Here is a 19,477-nt window from a genome sequence, read left to right as displayed (position 1 = left end):
GGGCGGAGGAAGGGGGCGGCCACGCCGGGATCGTTGCGCGTCCGGGTGGGGCGTCTCCGCCGTCCACGCGCGGATCCGGAAGGCGGGCACCGCGGGGCGCGGCCCGTCTAGGTGTGGGGTTTGTCTGGTTTTTTGGTGGTGTGTTCGTGTCGGGGAGGTGAACTGCGGGGTTGGTTTGAGGGGAAGGGTTGCGGATGGGGGTGTTCTTGTTTACCGTCCGCTATGAGCGTTAGGAAAGTTTCCTAACGCCGTGCATCGATCACGGTCCACCTGCGGATGGCCCCATGGCACCCCCTATCCGAAGGATCAACGCATGATCAGACGTCCTGAGCGGCGCCCCCGGCGGTCGTCGCTGCTCGTCACGGCCCTGGTCGCGGCCCTGATGGCGGCCGCGCCCCTGGCGCCGCCGGCCACCGCCGCGGCCGGTTCCAGCGCCGACACGCTCCTGTCAGGCGGCAAACCGGTCACCTCGTCCTCCGTCGAGGGCAGCGGCTTCGAGGCGGCCAAGGCGGTGGACGGCAACGCCTCCACCCGCTGGGCCAGCGTCGAGGGCCACGACCCCGAATGGATCAGGGTCGACCTCGGCGACACGTACAACGTCTCCAGGGTGAAGCTGTCCTGGGAGGCGGCCTACGGCAAGTCGTACAAGATCCAGACCTCGCCGGACGGCGCCACCTGGACCGACGTCTACTCCACCACCTCCGGCAACGGCGCGACCGACGACCTGACGGTCAGCGGCAGCGGCCGGTACGTGCGCATGTACGGCACCGCCCGCGGCACGACGTACGGCTACTCGCTCTACGAGCTGGAGGTCTACGGCAGCGGCGGCGGCGGCGGGACCGACACCACCCCGCCCTCCGTCCCGGGCAACCTGCGCGCGACCGGCACCACCTCCACCAGCGTCTCCCTGGCCTGGGACGCCGCCACTGACAACGTGGGCGTCACCGGCTACCTCGTCTACCGGGGCTCGACCCTGGTGACCACCGTGACGGGCACCACGTACACCGACACCGGCCTGACCGCCGCCACCGCCTACAGCTACACGGTCAAGGCGCGCGACGCGGCGGGCAACCAGTCGGCGGCCGGCGGCCCCGTCACGGCGACCACCCAGCCCGGCGGCGGGGGCGGTCCCGCGGTGCCCTTCGGCAGCCACACCATCCCGTACGCGGCGGGCATGCTGCGTCCCTCCGGCGACCAGGCCACGCTGGACGCGCGGGTGGCCGACTACTACAAGCGGTGGAAGGCCGCCTTCGTCCGGCAGAACTGCGGCAACGGCTGGTATGAGGTCATCTCCCCGGACGCCGACCACCCGTACGTGGCCGAGGCCCAGGGCTACGGCATGGTGGTGGTCGCGACCATGGCCGGGGCCGACCCCGACGCCAAGAAGATCTTCGACGGCATGGTCAAGTGGATGCTCGCCCACCCGTCGTCCGTCAACCCCGACCTGCTGGCCGCCGAGCAGGACACCGCCTGCAAGAGCGTCGACGGCGGCGACGGCGCCACCGACGGCGACATGGACGTCGCCTACGGCCTGCTCCTGGCCCACCGGCAGTGGGGCAGCGCGGGCACGTACAACTACCTCGACCTGGCGATCAAGCACATCAACGCCATCAAGAAGGACGAGATCAACCCGTCCACGAACCTGCTCAAGCTGGGCGACTGGAGCAGCTCGGGCGACCAGTACTACTACATCACCCGTACCTCCGACTGGATGGTCGACCACTTCAGGGCCTTCAGGAAGGCCACGGGCAACAGCGCCTGGGACACGATCAGGACCGCCCACCAGAACCTGATCACCACCCTGCAGAACACCTACGCCTCCGCCACCGGCCTGCTGCCGGACTTCGTGGTCAACACCAACACCACCGCCAAGCCGGCCCCCGGCCAGGTGCTGGAGGACCCGAACGACGGCCAGTACTGGTGGAACGCCTGCCGCACCCCGTGGCGCATCGCCGACGACGCCGTGACCAGCGGCGACGCCAAGTCGCTCGCCTCGGCCAGGAAGCTCAACTCCTGGATCAAGAGCAAGACCGGCGGCGACCCCGGCAAGATCGCCATCGGCTACAAGCTGAACGGCACGCAGATCTCCAGCGGCAGCGAGGCCGCCTTCTTCGCCCCGTTCGCGGTGGCGGCGATGACGGACTCCGGCAGCCAGGCCTGGCTCGACGCGCTCTGGAACAAGATGCTCGGCACCCCGATCGACGCGAGCAGCTACTACTCCTCCAGCATCCAGCTCCAGGTCATGATCACGGTGACCGGCAACCACTGGGTGCCCTGACCGGCGGCGGAACCCGAGCCGTGCCCGCGGACGGCCTCCGCGGGCACGGCCCCCCGAAGGGAGGAACCCCATGAGACGGGCCCTGCTGACCGGGCTCCTGCCCCTCCTGCTCTCCACCCCGGCCGCCGCGCTGCCGGCCGCCGGAGAGACCGGTGCCGGGGTGGCCGGAGTGGCGAAGGTGGGCGAGGCGGCCGAGGTGGTCGAGGTGGTCGAGGTGGTCGAGGTGGCCACGGCGGCCCAGCTCGCCGGCGCGCTGGCCGCGGCGGTTCCCGGGCAGACCATCAGGCTCGCACCCGGCGAGTACCACGGCGCCTTCGTCGCCCGGCGACCCGGGACGTCCGCCGCCCCGATCACGCTGACCGGACCGGCGGACGCCGTCCTGGTCAACGACGGCCCCTCCGGCGTCGCGCCGTCCTGCCCCGCGCCGGGCGACGGCTGGGACTCCGGGTACGGGCTGTGGCTGTACGAGGCGCCGTACTGGCGGCTCACCGGGTTCACCGTCAAGGACTCCAAGAAGGGCGTCGTCCTGGACGCCTCCCCGCACGTGGTGATCGACGGCGTGTACGTGCACCACGTCGAGGACGAAGGCGTGCACTTCCGGCGCAGCTCGTCCGACGGCGTGCTGCGGAACTCCCGCATCACCCACACCGGCCTCCTCCAGCCCGGCTACGGCGAGGGCGTCTACCTCGGCTCGGCCGGCTCCAACTGGGGCTGTCACGGCAACACCGGCGGCGCGGACCGCTCGGACCGCGTCCAGGTCGTCGGGAACACGATCGGCCCGTACGTCGCCGCCGAGCACATCGACGTCAAGGAGGGCACCAGCGGCGGCCTGATCAGCGGCAACACCTTCGACGGCACCGGCGTCAGCGGCCAGAACTCCGCCGACTCCTGGGTGGACGTCAAGGGCTCCGGCTACACGATCGAGAACAACACCGGCACGTTCGCCCCGCCCGGCACCTTCGCCAACGGCTACGAGACGCACAATCCGGTCACGACGCCGTCCTTCCTCAACGGCTGCGGGAACGTCTGGCGCGGCAACCGGTCCGATCTCGGCGGCGTCGGCGCGTACGCCATCAAGATCACCTCGACGTCGAAATGCGCGGCCGACCCCAACGTCGTGCGCTCCTCCAACACCGTCACCGGCGCCACCCGCGGGCTGACGAACGTCCCCGTGACCCCGGGCTGACGGCCCGCTCGGGAGCAGCCGCCCGGCCTCCGGGCGGCGCCCTCGCCGTGCCGTGCGCCGCCCGGGTGAACCCCGCCCAACGGGGTTAAGAAACCTTCCTAACTTCATTGACAGCCCTCAGCGCCCTGCGCCACGATCCCGGTAAGCGGCTCGGCGCGGCTTCCTCTCCCAGGATGTGACGCGCTCAGCGAAAGACCTCCTGCCCCGGCCGCCCACCGGACCGTGCTCCGATCTCTCACCCCCAGGAGAATCGCCATGTCCAGAGTCCGCCTGGCCGCCACGGCCGTCATGGCCGTGATCGGCCTGGTGGCCGGCCTGCTCGTGGCCGCCAACGCCTCGGCCGGCACCGCCGAGACGCTGCTGTCACAGGGCAAGCCCGCCACCTCCTCCTCCAAGGAAGCCACCTCCTACGCCGCCGCCAAGGCCTTCGACGGCGACCTCACCGGCACCCGGTGGGCCTCTGCCGAAGGCCACGACCCCGAATGGCTGCGCGTCGACCTCGGCGCGTCCCAGCAGATCACCCGGGTCAAGCTGACCTGGGAGGACGCCTACGCCACGTCGTACAAGATCCAGACCTCCCCGGACGGGAGCACCTGGACCGACGTCTACTCCACCACCGCCGGCGACGGCGACGTGGACGACCTCACCGTGACCGGCACCGGCCGCTACGTCCGCATGTACGGGACCGCGCGCGGCACCGACTACGGCTACTCCCTGTGGGAGATGCAGGTCTACGGCGGCGGCACCCAGCCGACCGACCCGCCGGGCGACACGTTCGTGGTGGCCGCCGCCGGTGACATCGCCGAGCAGTGCACCGCGAGCTCCTCCTCCTGCGTGCACCCGAAGACGGCCGCCCTGGTCGAGTCGATGAACCCCGAGTTCGTCATCACCATGGGCGACAACCAGTACGACGACGCCCTGCTGTCGGACTTCCGCAACTACTACGACAAGACGTGGGGCAGGTTCAAGGCCAAGACCCGCCCGGTCCCCGGCAACCACGAGACCTACGACCCGGCCGGGTCCGAGGCCGGCTACAAGTCCTACTTCGGCGCCATCGCCTTCCCGCAGGGCAAGAGCTACTACAGCTACGACCGGGGCAACTGGCACTTCGTCGCGCTCGACTCCAACCACTTCGACCAGTCCGCCCAGCTCACCTGGCTCAAGAGCGACCTGGCCGCGACCACCAAGCCGTGCGTGGCCGCGTACTGGCACCACCCGCTGTTCAGCTCCGGCGAGCACGGCAACGACCCCGTCTCCAAGCCCGTGTGGCAGGCCCTGTACGCGGCCGGCGCCGAGTTCGTGCTCAACGGGCACGACCACCACTACGAGCGGTTCGGGCCGCAGAACCCCAGCGCCCAGGCCGACACCGCGAAGGGCATCGTCGAGGTGCTCGGCGGGATGGGCGGCGCGTCGCCGTACCAGATCGAGAACGTGCAGCCCAACAGCCAGAAGCGGCTGAGCGGCACGTTCGGCGTGCTGAAGCTGACCTTCACCGGCAGCACGTTCGGCTGGCAGCTGATCGGGACCGACGGCTCGGTCAAGGACACCAGCCCGACCTACTCCTGCCACTAGATGTACATCTCGCTTCTCGGCACCCGGCTGACCAGGGCGGTGCCCGCCAACGTGGTGGCGCTCGGCCTGGTCAGCCTGGTCACGGACGTCTCGTCGGAGATGGTCACCGCGGTGCTGCCGCTGTACCTGGTGGGCGCGCTCGGGCTCAGCCTGGTGCAGTTCGGGCTGCTGGACGGCCTGTACTTCGGGGTCACCGCGCTGGTCAGGCTGGCCGGCGGGCACGCCGCCGACCGGTGGAGCCGCCGCAAGCTGGTCGCCGGGCTCGGGTACGGGCTCTCGGCCGTGTGCAAGCTGGGCCTGCTCGCGGCCGGCGGGTCGGCCGCCGCGCTCGGCCTGGTGCTGGCCGCCGACCGCACCGGCAAGGGGCTGCGCACCGCGCCCCGGGACGCCCTCATCACCCTGAGCGCCCCGCCCGACCGGCTGGGCGGCGCGTTCGGGGTGCACCGGGCGATGGACACCGTGGGCGCCTTCCTCGGGCCGCTGGCCGCCTTCGCGGTGCTGACGGCGACGGCCGGCGCCTACGACGCGGTGTTCGTGACCAGCTTCTGCGTGGCCGCGCTGGCCGTGCTGCTGCTGGTCCTGTACGTACGGGACCGGCGCGGCCCGCTGACCGCCCGCGTCCGGCTGCGGGCGGCGGTGACACGGGAGCCCGGGTTCCGCCGGGCCTGCCTGGTGGCGGTGGCGCTCGGCCTGGTCACGGTCAGCGACTCGTTCGTCTACCTCGTGCTGCAGCGGCGGCTGGCGATCGCGCCCGAGCTGTTCCCGCTGCTGCCGCTCGGCACGGCGGGCGCGTACCTGCTGCTGGCGGTGCCGCTCGGCAGGCTGGCGGACCGGTTCGGGCGCGCGACGGTGTTCGTCGCCGGGCACGTGGCGCTGCTCGCGGTCTACCTGGTGCTGATGGGCCCGGCCTGGCTTGTGCCCGCGCTGCTGCTGCACGGCCTGTTCTACGCCGCCACCGACGGCGTGCTGATGGCCCTGACCGGGCCGATGTTGCCGGAGAGCGCGCGCACCGGCGGGCTGGCGCTGCTGCAGACCGGGCAGGCCACGGCCCGGATGGTGTCGTCCATCCTGTTCGGCCTGCTGTGGGCCGGGACGGGGGAGGGGCCGGCGCTGGCGGTGATGGCCGCGGGGCTGGTGACGGCGTCCGCGATCGCCTGGCGGGCGCTGCGATCACAAGGAGGTCGTCCATGAGACGGGTGCTCGTACTCCTCGCCGCGGTGGTCCTGCTGGCGGGCGGCGCGACCGCGTACGCCACCTGGGCGGCGTCCTCGCGGCAGGCCGGGCCCGCCGTCGCGGGGTTCGACACCGGCGAGCCGGGCCGGGTGCTGGTGCGCAGCGGCGGACGCGTCGCCTCCGTGCCGCTCGCCGACCCGGGCGCGCCGCCGCGGGTCAGCTCCCGGGCCTGCGACCGCTTCTACACGGCGAACGGCACCACCCTCTGCCTGGTCACCCGGCCCGGCCCGCTGCCGAAGACCGAGGCGCTCGTCCTGGACCGGTCGCTCAAGGAGACCCGCCGGATCAACCTGGCCGGCGTCCCGAGCCGGGCCCGCGTGTCGGCCAGCGGCCGGATGGCCTCCTGGACGGTGTTCGTCACCGGCGACTCCTACAGCACCGGCGGCTTCTCCACCTGGACCGGCATCCTCGACACCCGGACCGGCTACCTCGTCACCAACATGGAGGACATCCCGCTCTACCTCGACGGCCGCCGCTACCACTCGGCCGACGTCAACTACTGGGGGGTCACGTTCGCCGCCGACGACAACCGCTTCTACGCGACCGTCTCGACCAAGGGCAAAACGTACCTGGTGGAGGGCGACTTCGGGGCCTGGCGGGCGCGGGCGCTCAGGGAGAACGCCGAGTGCCCGTCCCTGTCGCCGGACGGGACACGGCTGGTGTTCAAGAAACGTGTCTCGCCGGGCCCGTGGCGGCTGCACCTGCTGGACCTGGCCACCATGCGGGAGAGCCCGCTGGGGGAGCGGGCCAGCATCGACGACCAGGCCGCCTGGCTGGACGACCGAACGGTCATGTACGCCAAGGACGGCGACGTATGGGCGGCCGACGTCGGCGGCGGCCCGCCCCGGCGGCTGATCCCCGGCGCGAGCTCCCCCGCGGCCGTCCGCTGACGCGACCGCCTGCCTTCGGCGGGCGGTCAGGGGAGCCGGATGAGACGCCGTTCGACCGCGGCCGTGACCGCGGCCGTGCGCGTGTCCACGCCGAGCTTGTCGTAGATGTGCACCAGATGGGTCTTGACCGTCGCCTCGGTGATGTAGAGCCGCCGGGCGATCTCCCGGTTGCTCGCCCCGCTGGCCAGCAGCTCCAGCAGCTCGACCTCGCGGGCGCTCAGCGCCGGGCCCGGCTCGCGCATGCGCCGCATCATCCGGGTCGCCACCTTGGCCGACAACACGCTCTCGCCCCTGGCCGCGGCCCGGATGCCCTGGAACAGCTCCTCCGGCGGGCACGCCTTGAGCAGGTAGCCGATGGCCCCCGCGTCGACGGCACGCATGATGTCGGCGTCGCTCTCGTACGTCGTCAGCACCAGCACCTGCGGCGGCGCGGGCAGCCCGCGGACCCGCCGGGTGACCTCCACGCCGTCGACGCCCTCGCCGAGCTGCAGGTCCATGAGGACGACGTCGGGGGAGCGGGCGGCGATGCCGCGCAACGCCTCGGCCCCGTCGGCCGCCTCGCCGACGATCTCCATGTCGGGCTCGCCGCCGAGCAGCGCCACCAGCCCGGCCCGGACCACCGGATGGTCGTCGACCAGGAACAACCTCATGCCCCACCGCCGTCCAGTGCCCGCGGCGGCCACCCGGCGGGCACCCGGGCCGCGACCGCCGTGCCCTCGCCGGGCGCGCTCTCCACCACCAGGACGCCGTGCACCTCCGCCAGCCGGTCGCGCATCGCCCGCAGCCCGTAGCCGCGGCCGGGAGCGGGGGCCGGCTCGGCGAATCCGACGCCGTCGTCGAACACGTCGAGCGTCACCTCGCCGTCGAGGTAGGACAGCGTCACCGTGACTGTCACCACCGTGCCCGCCGGGCCCGCCGGGCCCGCCGGGCCCGCCGTGCCCGCCGGGGCGGCCGGGGCGGCGTGGTCGCGTACGTTGGCCAGCGCCGCCTGCGCCACCCGCAGCAGCGCCGCCTGCACCTCCGGCGCCAGCGGGTACTCCTCGCCCGCCAGCCGGAAGCGCACCTGCGGTCCGGTCTGGCCGGCGTCCGCGCAGAGCCGGGCGAGGGCCTCGGGCAGCGTGACGTCCACCAGGCCGGGCGGCTGGAGGTCGCGGACGAACCGCCGCGCCTCGGCCAGGTTGTCGGCGGCGGCCGCGGCGGCCCGCCGTACGTGGGCGCGGGCCTGGGCCGGGTCGGTGGCCCACATGCGGTCGGCGGCCTGGAGCAGCAGGCCCATGCTGGTCAGGCCCTGGGCGAGGGTGTCGTGGATCTCCCTGGCCAGCCGTTCGCGCTCCTCCAGGACGCCGGTGCGGTGGCGGGAGTCGGCCAGCGTGCCGCGCGTGCTGATCAGGTCGTCGATGAGCAGCTGCCGGGCCGCGCTCTCACGTTGCAGCTCCCCGAAGATCACCGCCGTCATGGCCGCGATGCCGACCGGCGCGAGGATCAGGCTGACGTCGAGCTCGCGGGCGATCTCCAGCTGGGCCACGATCACCACCAGGGTCAGCGCCGCGGCGGCCACCGCGAAGCCGCGCGCGTTGAGCAGCCGCAGGCACAGGAAGAGCAGGGGGACCGCGCACCAGCTGAACGACGGTGCCAGCACCACCAGCGCCAGCCACCCCGCCGCCACGCCGCCCAGCCAGACCAGCCGCCCCTGCCGGCCCAGCCGGTTCCACCAGACGATCCCGGCCGCGTACGCCAGCGCGAGCAGGCCGCAGACGGCCAGCGACGTCACCGTCTGGGCGCTCATGCCGTGACGGGACACCAGCCGCAGGGCCGAGGCGGCGAGCAGCAGGTAGAAGCCGACGTGCATGGCCCAGTTGAGCCAGGTGCGCTCCCTCATGGCCCTCCCCGTCGCCGCGCCCTTCGACACTATCCCCTGCCCGACAATGGCCCCCACCAGGGCGGCGGCGCATCAACCGATCGGTTGACCCGGCCCTCGACCGCTCGGCGCGCGGGGATCGCCCGTGCTCCCGATGGCCCGCGGCGGTCCGGCCGGAAACCTGGAGGTGTCCGACGAGGTGTCCGACTTCGCCCTGACGAACTGGAGAAAGCCATGAACATCCGTACTCGCCTGGTCGCCGGCTCGCTGTCGGGGCTGGCCGTGCTGGCCGGCGCCGTCGCCGCCACCTCGCCCGCCCAGGCCGCCGACGCCGCCCACAGCGCTCGCGTCGCCCGGGTCGCCGCGGCCGAGCCCGTCGTGCAGACCGGCGTGCTCTCCGCGGACGCCGCGCTGAAGATCGCCGACGCCGCCCTGAAGGAGGCCGTCAAGCAGAAGCAGCGCGTCACCGTCGTGATCGTCGACCGGTCCGGCGCGACCCGGCTGGTGCTCAAGGGCGACGGCGCGGGCCCGCAGACCGAGGAGTCGGCCCGGCGCAAGGCGTTCACCGCGGTCTCCTTCGGCCGGACGACGTCCGAGCTGGGCAGGGGCGTCAACGGCGGCGGGCCGTCCATCGCCGACATCCCGGGCACCCTCTTCCTCGGCGGCGGCGTGCCGGTCGCCTCGGGCGGCGCCCCGGTCGCGGGCATCGGCGTCGGCGGCGCCCCCAGCGGCGACATCGACGAGTCCATCGCCCAGGCGGGCCTCAAGGCGGTGGCCGGGCAGCTTCGCTGACCGGCTGGACCGGCCCCCGGCGCGCCGCCGGGGGCGGGCGGACGGAAGGATGAGGGGATGAACCGCCGAGCCATCCTGACCTGGGGACTCGGTCTGATGCTCGCCGCCTGCGGCGGGCGCGAGGTGAAGGGAGCGGGAATGGCCGACGAGGAACTGCTGGCGGGGGCCGCGCGCGGGGACGCCGCCGCCGTCCGGGACGCGCTCGGCGCCGGGGCCGACGTCGAGGCCCGCGACGGGCAACGCCGTACGGCCCTGCTGCTGGCGGCGGCGGCCGACCACGTCGAGGTGGCCAAGGTGCTCGTCGCGGCGGGCGCCGACCCCGACGCCCAGGACGCCAGGCAGGACACCCCCTGGCTGGTCACCGGCGTCACCGGGAGCGTGGCGATGCTCAAGGCGCTGCTGCCCGCCGGGCCCGACCTGACCAGGCGCAACCGGTACGGAGGCGTCTCCCTCATCCCGGCCTGCGAGCGCGGGCACGTCGAGTACGTGCGCGAGGTGCTGAAGACCGGCATCGACGTCGACCACGTCAACGACCTGGGCTGGACGGGCCTGCTGGAGGCGGTCATCCTGGGCGACGGCGGCGAGCGCCACCAGGAGGTCGTGCGGCTGCTCATCGCCGCGGGCGCCGACGTCGACCTGGCCGACCGCGACGGCGTCACGCCGCTCGCCCACGCCGTGGCCAAGGGCCAGCGGCAAGTGGCCGCCCTGCTCCGCGCGGCCGGAGCCCACTGACACACGGCGGGGGTGCGGCCTCGGTGGCCGTGCGGGAGGCAGGCGTTCGGAGCACGGTGGGCGCCTGCTATGGTGTGAAATGCTTGTGATCCTCAGCTAGGAGACCAGACATGGCAGGTGACGACGACATCTCCGGGTGATACCGGAGGTCGATCGGCCTCGGCGTGAGCGCGTGAGCGCCGCCGGTGTGGCCGTGTTCGTCGTTTCCCGAATCCCTGTCCTTTCACCGGGCGGCTTCGGCATGCCCGCGTTCTCTGTCGAGGTCTTCTTCACATGTCCGACGCGTTCATCGTCTGCTCCAACCTGTCCTTCTCCTGGCCTGACGACACCCCCGTCTTCAGCGACCTGTCCTTCAGCGTGCCCGGCGGCCGTACCGGCCTGGTCGCGCCCAACGGCGCCGGCAAGAGCACGCTGCTCAAGCTGATCGCCGGGGAGTACCGGCCGCGCTCGGGCGGCGTGTCCGTCAACGGCGTGCTCGGCTACCTGCCGCAGAGCCTGCCGCTGGCCGGCGACCTGACCGTGGCCGAGGTCCTGGGCATCGCCCCGGTCATCGCCGCGCTCAACGCCATCGAGGCGGGCGACACCGCCGAGGAGCACTTCACCACCATCGGCAACGACTGGGACATCGAGGAGCGCACCCGTGGCCAGCTCGACCGGCTCGGGCTCGGCCACCTCGGCTTCGCCCGCACCCTGCGCACGCTGAGCGGCGGGCAGATCGTCTCGCTCGGCCTGGCCGCGCAGCTGCTCCGGCGGCCGGACGTGCTGCTGCTCGACGAGCCCACCAACAACCTCGACCTCGACGCCCGACACCGGCTGCACGCCGTGCTCGGCGACTGGAAGGGCTGCCTGCTCGTGGTCAGCCACGACCGTGCCCTGCTCGACCGCATGGACCGCATCGCCGAGCTCGACCGGGGCGAGGTGCGCTTCTACGGCGGCGACTTCACCGCCTACGAGGAGGCCGTACGCACCGAGCAGGAGGCCGCCGAGCGCAACGTGCGCACGGCCGAGCAGGAGCTCAAGCGCGAGAAGCGGGAGATGCAGCAGGCCCGCGAGCGCGCCGAGCGCAGGGCCGGCAACGCCGCCCGCAACCTGAAGAACGCCGGCCTGCCGCGCATCTTCGCCGGGAACATGAAGCGCGGCGCCCAGGAGTCGGCCGGCCGGGCGGGCCAGACGCACGCCGCCCGCGTCAGCGACGCCAAGGCCCGGCTCGACGAGGCGGGCCGCGCCCTGCGCGACGACCAGCGCATCTCCCTGCAGCTGCCGGGCACCAACGTGCCCGCCGGGCGCACGGTCTTCCAGGGCGAGCACCTCATGGCCCGCGGCCTGTTCGCCGAGCCCGGCATCGACCTGGTCGTGCGCGGGCCCGAGCGCATCGCGCTGACCGGCCCCAACGGCGCGGGCAAGTCCACCCTGCTGCGCCTGATCACCGGCGACCTGGAGCCCGACGGCGGCGCCGCCAGGCGGGCCGACGGCCGGGTGGCCTACCTGTCGCAGCGGCTCGACCTGCTCGACGACGAGCTCACCGTCGCCGAGAACCTGGCCGCCTTCGCCCCCGCGATGCCCGCCGCCGAGCGGATGAACCTGCTGGCCCGCTTCCTGTTCCGGGGAGCCCGGGCCCATCTGCGGGTAGGTGTGCTGTCGGGCGGCGAACGGCTGCGCGCCACGCTGGCCTGCGTGTTGTGCGCGGAGCCGGCGCCCCAGCTGCTGCTGCTGGACGAGCCGACCAACAACCTCGACCTGGTCAGCGTGGGCCAGCTGGAGAGCGCGCTCGGCGCGTACGAGGGGGCGTTCGTGGTGGTCAGCCACGACGAGCGGTTCCTGGCGGAGATCCGGGTGGACCGCAGGCTGGAGCTGTCCGGCGGGCGGCTGCTGGAGGGCGGCGGGCCGGACGCGGGGTGACGCCGCCCCTGGGGGCTATTTCCGGACATATTACTAAACTTGGATGGTTCGTTCTCTTGTGTCATTCAGGTTTGTATAGGTAGGTTTGGCGGCTATGACCGCATCGAAGGCTCCGACGACCGCCGAGGAGCTGCGCGGCGCCGGGCTGCGGGTGACCGCCGCCCGGGTCGCGCTGCTCGAGACCGTCCGGGAGGGCGACCACCTCGGGGTCGAGGCGATCGCCTCCGGGGTGCGCGAGCGCGTGGGTCATATCTCGTTGCAGGCCGTGTACGACGCCCTCCACGCGCTCGCCGCCGCGGGGCTCGTCCGCCGCCTCGACCCCCCGGGCAGCTCGGCCCTGTACGAGGGCCGCGTCGGGGACAACCACCACCATCTCGTGTGCCGGTCCTGCGGCGCCGTGGCCGACGTCGACTGCGCCGTCGGCCACGCCCCCTGCCTGACCGCCTCCGACGACCGCGGCTTCGCCATCGACGAGGCCGAGGTCATCTATTGGGGCCTGTGCCCCGCCTGCTCCACCGGCAGCAGTTCCTGAGCACCCAGATTCCGCCTCGTCCGGAAGGATTCCCATGTCTGAGAACCATGATGCGATCGTCACAGACGCCAAGTCGGAGGACTCGGGCGGCTGTCCGGTCGCGCACGAGCGCGCCCCGCACCCGACCCAGGGCGGCGGCAACCGCCAGTGGTGGCCGGAGCGGCTCAACGTCAAGATCCTGGCCAAGAACCCGGCCGTGGCCAACCCGTTCGGCGAGGGCTTCGACTACGCCGCGGAGTTCAAGACCCTCGACCTCGCGGCCGTCAAGCGGGACATCGCCGAGGTGCTGACGACCTCGCAGGACTGGTGGCCGGCCGACTTCGGCCACTACGGCCCGTTCATGATCCGGATGGCCTGGCACAGCGCGGGCACGTACCGCATCAGCGACGGACGCGGCGGCGCCGGGTCCGGGCAGCAGCGCTTCGCGCCGCTCAACAGCTGGCCCGACAACGGCAACCTGGACAAGGCCCGCCGCCTGCTCTGGCCGGTCAAGAAGAAGTACGGCCGCAAGATCTCCTGGGCCGACCTGCTGATCCTCACCGGCAACGTGGCCCTGGAGTCGATGGGCTTCAAGACCTTCGGCTACGCCGGCGGCCGCGTGGACGCCTGGGAGCCCGACGAGGACGTCTACTGGGGCCCGGAGTCCACCTGGCTCGGCGACCAGCGCTACACCGGCGACCGCGAGCTGGAGAACCCGCTGGCCGCGGTCCAGATGGGCCTCATCTACGTCAACCCCGAGGGCCCCAACGGCAACCCCGACCCGCTGGCGGCGGCCCGCGACATCCGCGAGACCTTCCGCCGCATGGCGATGAACGACGAGGAGACCGCCGCCCTGATCGTGGGCGGTCACACCTTCGGCAAGACCCACGGCGCGGGCCCGGCCGACCACGTCGGCCCCGACCCCGAGGCCGCCCCGATCGAGCAGATGGGCCTCGGCTGGCGCAACAGCTTCGGCACCGGCAAGGGCGGCGACGCCATCACCAGCGGCCTCGAGGGCATCTGGACGAACACCCCCACGACCTGGGACAACAGCTTCCTGGAGATCCTCTACGGCTACGAGTGGGAGCTGTTCAAGAGCCCCGCCGGAGCCAACCAGTGGCGGCCGAAGGACGGCGCCGGCGCCGGCACCGTGCCCGACGCCCACGACCCGGCCAAGCGGCACGCCCCGACGATGCTGACGACCGACCTGGCCCTGCGCGTGGACCCGATCTACGAGCAGATCACCCGCCGCTGGCTGGAGCACCCCGACGAGCTCGCCGACGCCTTCGCCCGCGCCTGGTACAAGCTCACCCACCGCGACATGGGCCCGCGCGCCCGCTACCTCGGCCCGGAGGTCCCGGCCGAGACGCTGCTGTGGCAGGACCCGCTGCCCCCGGTGACGCACGAGCTCGTAGACGCGGCCGACGTCGCCGCCCTCAAGGAGCAGATCCTGGCCACGGGGCTGTCGGTGTCCGAGCTGGTGTCCACGGCGTGGGCCTCGGCCTCCTCCTTCCGCGGCAGCGACAAGCGCGGCGGCGCCGACGGCGCGCGCATCCGGCTGCAGCCGCAGAGCGCGTGGGAGGTCAACGACCCCGACCGGCTGGCGACCGTGCTGGGCACCCTGGAGGGCGTCCAGAAGGCGTTCAACGGCGCCCAGACCGGCGGCAAGCAGATCTCGCTGGCCGACCTGATCGTGCTGGCCGGGTGCGCGGGCGTCGAGCGGGCCGCCAAGGAGGCCGGCTTCGACGTCCAGGTGCCCTTCACGCCGGGACGCGCGGACGCCACGCAGGAGCAGACCGACGTGGAGTCGTTCGCCGCGCTGGAGCCGGTCGCCGACGGGTTCCGCAACTACCTCGGCAAGGGCAACCGCCTGCCGGCCGAGTACCTGCTGCTCGACCGGGCCAACCTGCTGACGCTGAGCGCGCCGGAGATGACCGTCCTGGTCGGCGGCCTGCGGGTGCTGGGCGCCAACCACCGGCAGTCGACGCTCGGCGTCCTCACCACGACCCCGGGGAGGCTGACCAACGACTTCTTCGTCAACCTGCTCGACCTGGGCACGACGTGGCACTCGACCGAGGACGCCAACGTCTTCGAGGGGCGCGACGCCGCCACCGGCGAGGTGCGGTGGACCGGCACCCGCGCCGACCTCGTCTTCGGGGCGAACTCCGAGCTGCGCGCGGTCGCCGAGGTCTACGCCAGCGACGACGCCAAGGAGAAGTTCGTCCGTGACTTCGTCGCGGCGTGGGACAAGGTCATGAACCTCGACCGGTTCGACCTGGCCTGAGCCTGACCGGAACGCCCGGGGCGGCCGCCCCGGGCGTTCCGCGTGCCCGGAGACTTGCGCGGTGGTGGGGGATCCCTTACCGTTTTCATACTAAACAAGTCGCTTTTACGGGATAAGTCGCCTACGAGGAGCCCTGATGCGTTTCCACTGGTTCCTGCCGACGACCGGTGACGGCCACGACGTGCGCTCGGCCATCACCACCACCGACGCCTTCCGTCCGGCCGCCCGCCCAGCCACGCTCGGCTACCTGACGCAGGTCGCCAGGGCCGCCGAGCAGGCCGGGTTCGAGGGCGCGCTCACCCCCGTCGGCGCCGGCTGCCCCGACCCGTGGATCGTGTGCGCGGCCCTGGCCCAGCACACCGACCGGCTCAGGACGCTGGTCGCCTTCCGCACCGGCTACGCGCTGCCCACCCTGCTCGCCCAGCAGGCCGCGGCCTTCCAGGAGATCTCCGGCGGCCGGCTGCTGCTCAACGTCGTCACCGGCGGCGACCCCGTCGAGCAGCGCGCCTACGGCGACTTCCTGGACCACGACGCCCGCTACGCCAGGACCGCCGAGTTCCTGCACGTGCTCCGCCGCTCCTGGGACGGCGTGCCGTTCGACCACCACGGCGAGCACTACCGGGTCGAGGGCGGCGGACTGGCCGGGCCGCTCGACCCGAGGCCGCCGCTCTACTTCGGCGGCGCCTCCCCGGCCGCCGAGCAGGTCGCCGCCCGCCACGCCGACGTCGTGCTCATGTGGGGCGAGCCGCCCGCGGCGGTCGCCGAACGCGTCGCCCGGCTGCGCGCCCTGGCCGCGCCGCTGGGCCGCGAGCTCCGGTACGGCCTGCGCGTGCACGTCATCGCCCGCGACACGAACGAAGCCGCCTGGGCCGAGGCCGACCGGCTGCTCGCGGGCATGGACCCGGGCCGCATCGCCGAGGCCCAGCGGCGTTTCGCCCGCTACGACTCCGTCGGCCAGCGCCGCATGGTGGACCTGCACGCCGGCGGCACCCGCGACCTGGAGATCCATCCGGGCCTGTGGGCCGGGGTCGGGCTGGTGCGCGAGGGCGCGGGCACGGCCCTGGTCGGCTCGTACGACGAGGTCGTCACCCTGCTGCGGGAGTACGCCGCCACGGGGGTGACGGAGTTCGTCCTGTCGGGCTGGCCGCACCTGGAGGAGGCCTACCGGGTGGGCGAGTACGTGCTGCCCCGCCTGGCCCCCGAACCGGCCCGCGAACCTGCGTCTGCCCTCGCCTCCGGCCGTTAGGCGGTGAGCAGGGCCTGGGCGGTGACGCGCAGGTCGGCGACGGCCGCCGTCGCCCGCGCGGCGTCGAAGGCGGGGTCGCCCAGGCGCTGCTCCAGGTCGGCCAGCACCACGACGACGTGCAGGTTGAGCACCCGCAGGCGCTCGCGCGTCAGGCCGGGCAGCCGCCGCCGCAGCAGGGCGGCCAGCTCGGCGACCCCGGGATGGTGGTCGCTGGAGTAGGGCCAGGAGCGGTAGCCGCCGGACAACACGTAACGGCTGGTGAAGCGCAGGTACCAGCTCGTGCCCGGGTGGCCGAGCACGTGCTCGGCCAGCGGCGCCAGATACGCCTCGACCAGGGCGGGAAGGTCCTCCTCCAGGCCGCGGGCGCGCAGGTCGCCGATCAGCTCGCGGCGGCGCTCGTTGAGGGGGGTCATGCGGTGGGCGTACAGGGCGTCGATCAGGCCGGCCTTGCCGTCGAAGTGGTACTGGACGGCCGAATGGTTGCCCTGCCCGGCCGCGACGGCGATCTCCCGGAGCGAGACGTCGAGGCCGCGCTCGGCGAAGAGCCGTTCAGCCGCCAGGAGAATCTTCTCTTTGGCCTGCATTCCCACCTTTTCCGGATCACCGAGGTATCGTCGCGGATTAAGACGCTCTGTCTTACTCTCGTGCCGTCTGCTGTCCAAGACCGTACGCCTCTTCTGGCAGGAGCCTCGCCGTGACCGCAGAACCGATCTTCCGCCGGGCCGGCCGCCCGCCGGAGCACGCTCCGAACGTCCTCGCCGTCGTCCTGGACGACACCGGCTTCGCCCAGCTCGGCTGCTTCGGCTCCGGCATCGCCACGCCGCACATCGACCGGCTCGCGGCCGGCGGCCTGCGCTACAACCGGTTCCACGTGACCGCGCTGTGCTCGCCGTCGCGCGCCTGCTTCCTCACCGGGCGCAACCACCACGCCGTCGGCATGGGCTTCCTCGCCGACCTCCCGCTCGACCACCCCGGCTACACCGCCCGCATCCCGCGCTCGGCCGCGACCCTGCCGCGGATCCTGCGCGACCACGGCTACTCCACCATCGCCATCGGCAAGTGGCACCTCACGCCGCGCTACGAGCGCTCGGCCGCCGGCCCGTTCGGCCACTGGCCGCTCGGCCAGGGCTTCGAGCGCTACTACGGCTTCCTGCAGGGCGACACCAACCACTACGCGCCCAACCTCGTCCGGGACAACCACTACGTGGAACCGCCCGCCACCCCCGAGGAGGGCTACCACCTCACCGAGGACCTCGTCACGCAGGCCGTCCGGCACCTCGACGACCAGCGCCACGCCGCCCCCGGCAAACCGTTCTTCCTCTACCTCGGCCTCGGCGCCACGCACTCCCCGCACCACGTCGCGCCCGAGTGGAGCCGGCCCTACCGGGGCCGCTTCGACCAGGGGTGGGACGCCTGGCGGGAGGAGATCTTCCGGCGCCAGACCGGGACGGGCGTCGTCCCGCCCGGCACCGTGCTCACCCCGCGCCCGGACTGGGTGCCCGCCTGGGACGGCCTCACCGCCGAGCGCCGCCGCCTGTACGCCCGCCAGCAGGAGGTCTTCGCGGGCTTCCTCACCCACGCCGACGCCCAGCTCGGCCGGCTGATCGCCCACCTGGAGGAGACCGGGCGGCTCGACGACACCATCGTCGTGATCTTCTCCGACAACGGCGCCAGCGCCGAGGGCGGCGTGGACGGCAGCGTCAACGAGCACCGCTTCTCCGCCGGCATCCGCGAGTCCCCGCAGGACAACCTGGCCCACCACGACGACTGGGGCGGGCCGCGCACCTACAACCACTACGCGTGGGGCTGGGCGTGGGCCGGGAACACGCCGTTCCGGCTGTGGAAGCGCTACACCTGGCTCGGCGGCACCCGTACGCCGCTCATCGTCCACTGGCCGGCCGGGATCGGCGGCGGCGGCGCGGTGCGCGACCAGATCGTGCACGTCAACGACCTGTTCCCGACCCTGCTGGACGCGATCGGCGTCCGGGCGCCCGACGTCGTGGACGGGATCGAGCAGCAGCCGATCGACGGGGCCAGCTTCCTGGCCACCTTCAGCGACCCCGGGGCGCCCGCGCCGCGCACCACCCAGTACTTCGAGATGCTGGGCTCGCGCTCCCTCATCCACGGCCGCTGGAAGGTCACCACCGACCACGTGTCCACGGGCGTCCTGGACGAGGAGGACCTGCTCACCGGCAGCCGCGACCTCGACGCCGACCACTGGGCGCTGTTCGACCTGGCGGCCGACTTCTCCGAGGCGGCCGACGTGTCCGCCGGGCATCCGGAGGTGGTCGCCGAGCTGCGGCGGTTGTGGGACCGGGAGGCCGGGCGCAACAACGTCCTGCCGCTGTACGACGACCTCGTGGCCCGCTTCGGCGCGCTCATCGGGCCGGCCTGGCCCCCCGGCGACGACCGCACGTTCCGGCCCGGGGCCTCGCCCGTGTGCGACGAGTCGCTGCCGCTGCTGTTCGGCGGCTTCCGCTGGACGGCCGAGATCGAGGCGGACCGGGAGCCCGAGGGCGTGCTGTTCGCGCTGGGCGACTGGAACGGCGGCTTCGCCCTGTACGTCACCGGCGGCCGCCTGGCCTTCACCTTCTCCCGCGCCGGGGAGCCGCTGGAGCTCACCGCCGACCGCCCTCTGCCCGCCGGCCGCCTGTCCGTGGACGTCGTCCACACGACGGGCCCCGCGGGTTCGGCGTTCCACCTGTCGCAGGGCGGGGTCGTGGTGGGCGCCCTGGCGTTCGACGGCCTGCTGCCGGTCGCGCTCCAGCACGGCGGGGCCGGGCTGCGGCTCGGCCACGACCTCGGGCTGCCCGTCTCCGGCCGGTACCGCGTCCCGGCCCGGTGGAACGGGCGGCTGTTCTCGGTCCGGCTCAGGACGCCGGGCGCCGCGACCCCCGACCTGCTCGCCGGCCTGCGCACCGCGCTGCACGCCGACTGACGGCGCGGCCGGGGGCGCGGCGGATGACGGCGTGGTCCGGGGGCGGTTGACGGTGTGG

Annotated in this window: 15 protein-coding genes; 12 read left to right on the top strand and 3 right to left on the bottom strand. The window is 73.1% G+C overall.

The annotated features are described in order from the left end of the window. Nucleotides 1-313: 313 nt before the first annotated feature. The 5 genes from AB0J76_RS34570 to AB0J76_RS34550 all read left to right on the top strand — a co-directional run bounded on the left by AB0J76_RS34570 (nt 314) and on the right by AB0J76_RS34550 (nt 7,159). A complete protein-coding gene (locus AB0J76_RS34570; protein ID WP_364391879.1) occupies nt 314-2,278 on the top strand; it encodes a glycosyl hydrolase family 8 in 1,965 nt (654 codons plus the stop codon). Between the two features lie 70 nt (nt 2,279-2,348). After that, nucleotides 2,349-3,464 (top strand): right-handed parallel beta-helix repeat-containing protein, encoded by a 1,116-nt coding sequence (locus AB0J76_RS34565; RefSeq protein ID WP_352327415.1) that lies wholly within the window; start codon nt 2,349-2,351, stop codon nt 3,462-3,464. Between the two features lie 255 nt (nt 3,465-3,719). Further along, nucleotides 3,720-5,036 (top strand): discoidin domain-containing protein, encoded by a 1,317-nt coding sequence (locus tag AB0J76_RS34560; protein ID WP_352327416.1) that lies wholly within the window; start codon nt 3,720-3,722, stop codon nt 5,034-5,036. Further along, on the top strand, nt 5,037-6,227 hold the full coding sequence (locus AB0J76_RS34555; RefSeq protein ID WP_352327417.1) for an MFS transporter: 1,191 nt from the start codon (nt 5,037-5,039) through the stop codon (nt 6,225-6,227). Next, on the top strand, nt 6,224-7,159 hold the full coding sequence (locus AB0J76_RS34550) for a hypothetical protein (RefSeq protein ID WP_352327418.1): 936 nt from the start codon (nt 6,224-6,226) through the stop codon (nt 7,157-7,159). The genes AB0J76_RS34555 and AB0J76_RS34550 overlap by 4 nt, the downstream gene beginning before the upstream one ends. 26 nt (nt 7,160-7,185) lie before the next feature. On the opposite strand, the gene AB0J76_RS34545 is transcribed toward AB0J76_RS34550, so the two are convergent. After that, nucleotides 7,186-7,809, bottom strand: coding sequence for a response regulator transcription factor (locus tag AB0J76_RS34545; RefSeq protein ID WP_352327419.1), 624 nt, complete (start codon nt 7,807-7,809; stop codon nt 7,186-7,188). Then, the gene (locus tag AB0J76_RS34540) at nt 7,806-9,038 is read right to left on the bottom strand and encodes a histidine kinase (protein ID WP_352327420.1); all 1,233 of its coding nucleotides are present in this window, start codon (nt 9,036-9,038) and stop codon (nt 7,806-7,808) included. Before AB0J76_RS34540 ends, AB0J76_RS34545 begins: the two co-directional genes overlap by 4 nt. A 213-nt stretch (nt 9,039-9,251) precedes the next feature. On the opposite strand from AB0J76_RS34540, the gene AB0J76_RS34535 reads away from it, so the two are divergent. From AB0J76_RS34535 to AB0J76_RS34510, 6 genes are all read left to right on the top strand, one after another. After that, on the top strand, nt 9,252-9,809 hold the full coding sequence (locus tag AB0J76_RS34535; protein ID WP_352327421.1) for a heme-binding protein: 558 nt from the start codon (nt 9,252-9,254) through the stop codon (nt 9,807-9,809). Nucleotides 9,810-9,866: 57 nt separating this feature from the next. Beyond that, entirely contained in the window at nt 9,867-10,541 is a 675-nt protein-coding gene (locus AB0J76_RS34530; RefSeq protein ID WP_352327422.1) for an ankyrin repeat domain-containing protein, read from the top strand. A 273-nt stretch (nt 10,542-10,814) separates the two neighbouring features. After that, entirely contained in the window at nt 10,815-12,440 is a 1,626-nt protein-coding gene (locus AB0J76_RS34525; protein ID WP_352327423.1) for an ABC-F family ATP-binding cassette domain-containing protein, read from the top strand. Nucleotides 12,441-12,534: 94 nt separating this feature from the next. Continuing rightward, entirely contained in the window at nt 12,535-12,972 is a 438-nt protein-coding gene (locus tag AB0J76_RS34520) for a Fur family transcriptional regulator (protein ID WP_352327424.1), read from the top strand. 34 nt (nt 12,973-13,006) lie between these two features. Then, nucleotides 13,007-15,235 carry a catalase/peroxidase HPI gene (katG, locus tag AB0J76_RS34515; RefSeq protein WP_364391871.1) on the top strand — a complete coding sequence of 743 codons (2,229 nt, stop codon included), beginning with the start codon at nt 13,007-13,009 and terminating at the stop codon, nt 15,233-15,235. Nucleotides 15,236-15,371: 136 nt separating this feature from the next. Continuing rightward, nucleotides 15,372-16,481, top strand: a complete 1,110-nt coding sequence (locus AB0J76_RS34510) for an LLM class flavin-dependent oxidoreductase (RefSeq protein WP_352331427.1) — start codon at nt 15,372-15,374, stop codon at nt 16,479-16,481. Here the strand turns inward: AB0J76_RS34510 and AB0J76_RS34505 are convergent. Then, nucleotides 16,478-17,065, bottom strand: a complete 588-nt coding sequence (locus AB0J76_RS34505) for a TetR family transcriptional regulator (protein ID WP_364391868.1) — start codon at nt 17,063-17,065, stop codon at nt 16,478-16,480. The two genes, AB0J76_RS34510 and AB0J76_RS34505, sit on opposite strands and share 4 nt — an antisense overlap. A gap of 110 nt (nt 17,066-17,175) precedes the next feature. Between AB0J76_RS34505 and AB0J76_RS34500 the strand changes: the two genes are divergently transcribed. After that, complete coding sequence (locus AB0J76_RS34500; protein WP_352329083.1) at nt 17,176-19,419, top strand: arylsulfatase; 2,244 nt, start codon at nt 17,176-17,178, stop codon at nt 19,417-19,419. Nucleotides 19,420-19,477 lie beyond the last annotated feature (58 nt).

Source organism: Nonomuraea sp. NPDC049624, assembly GCF_040675255.1.
Taxonomy (GTDB): domain Bacteria; phylum Actinomycetota; class Actinomycetes; order Streptosporangiales; family Streptosporangiaceae; genus Nonomuraea.
This window is presented reverse-complemented; position numbering and strand designations above follow the sequence as displayed.

Coding starts and splice junctions, on each gene's coding strand:
- AB0J76_RS34570 (WP_364391879.1), top strand. CDS start 314: ATGATCAGACGTCCTGAGCGGCGCCCCCGGCGGTCGTCGCTGCTCGTC.
- AB0J76_RS34565 (WP_352327415.1), top strand. CDS start 2,349: ATGAGACGGGCCCTGCTGACCGGGCTCCTGCCCCTCCTGCTCTCCACC.
- AB0J76_RS34560 (WP_352327416.1), top strand. CDS start 3,720: ATGTCCAGAGTCCGCCTGGCCGCCACGGCCGTCATGGCCGTGATCGGC.
- AB0J76_RS34555 (WP_352327417.1), top strand. CDS start 5,037: ATGTACATCTCGCTTCTCGGCACCCGGCTGACCAGGGCGGTGCCCGCC.
- AB0J76_RS34550 (WP_352327418.1), top strand. CDS start 6,224: ATGAGACGGGTGCTCGTACTCCTCGCCGCGGTGGTCCTGCTGGCGGGC.
- AB0J76_RS34545 (WP_352327419.1), bottom strand. CDS start 7,809: ATGAGGTTGTTCCTGGTCGACGACCATCCGGTGGTCCGGGCCGGGCTG.
- AB0J76_RS34540 (WP_352327420.1), bottom strand. CDS start 9,038: ATGAGGGAGCGCACCTGGCTCAACTGGGCCATGCACGTCGGCTTCTAC.
- AB0J76_RS34535 (WP_352327421.1), top strand. CDS start 9,252: ATGAACATCCGTACTCGCCTGGTCGCCGGCTCGCTGTCGGGGCTGGCC.
- AB0J76_RS34530 (WP_352327422.1), top strand. CDS start 9,867: ATGAACCGCCGAGCCATCCTGACCTGGGGACTCGGTCTGATGCTCGCC.
- AB0J76_RS34525 (WP_352327423.1), top strand. CDS start 10,815: ATGTCCGACGCGTTCATCGTCTGCTCCAACCTGTCCTTCTCCTGGCCT.
- AB0J76_RS34520 (WP_352327424.1), top strand. CDS start 12,535: ATGACCGCATCGAAGGCTCCGACGACCGCCGAGGAGCTGCGCGGCGCC.
- katG (WP_364391871.1), top strand. CDS start 13,007: ATGTCTGAGAACCATGATGCGATCGTCACAGACGCCAAGTCGGAGGAC.
- AB0J76_RS34510 (WP_352331427.1), top strand. CDS start 15,372: ATGCGTTTCCACTGGTTCCTGCCGACGACCGGTGACGGCCACGACGTG.
- AB0J76_RS34505 (WP_364391868.1), bottom strand. CDS start 17,065: ATGCAGGCCAAAGAGAAGATTCTCCTGGCGGCTGAACGGCTCTTCGCC.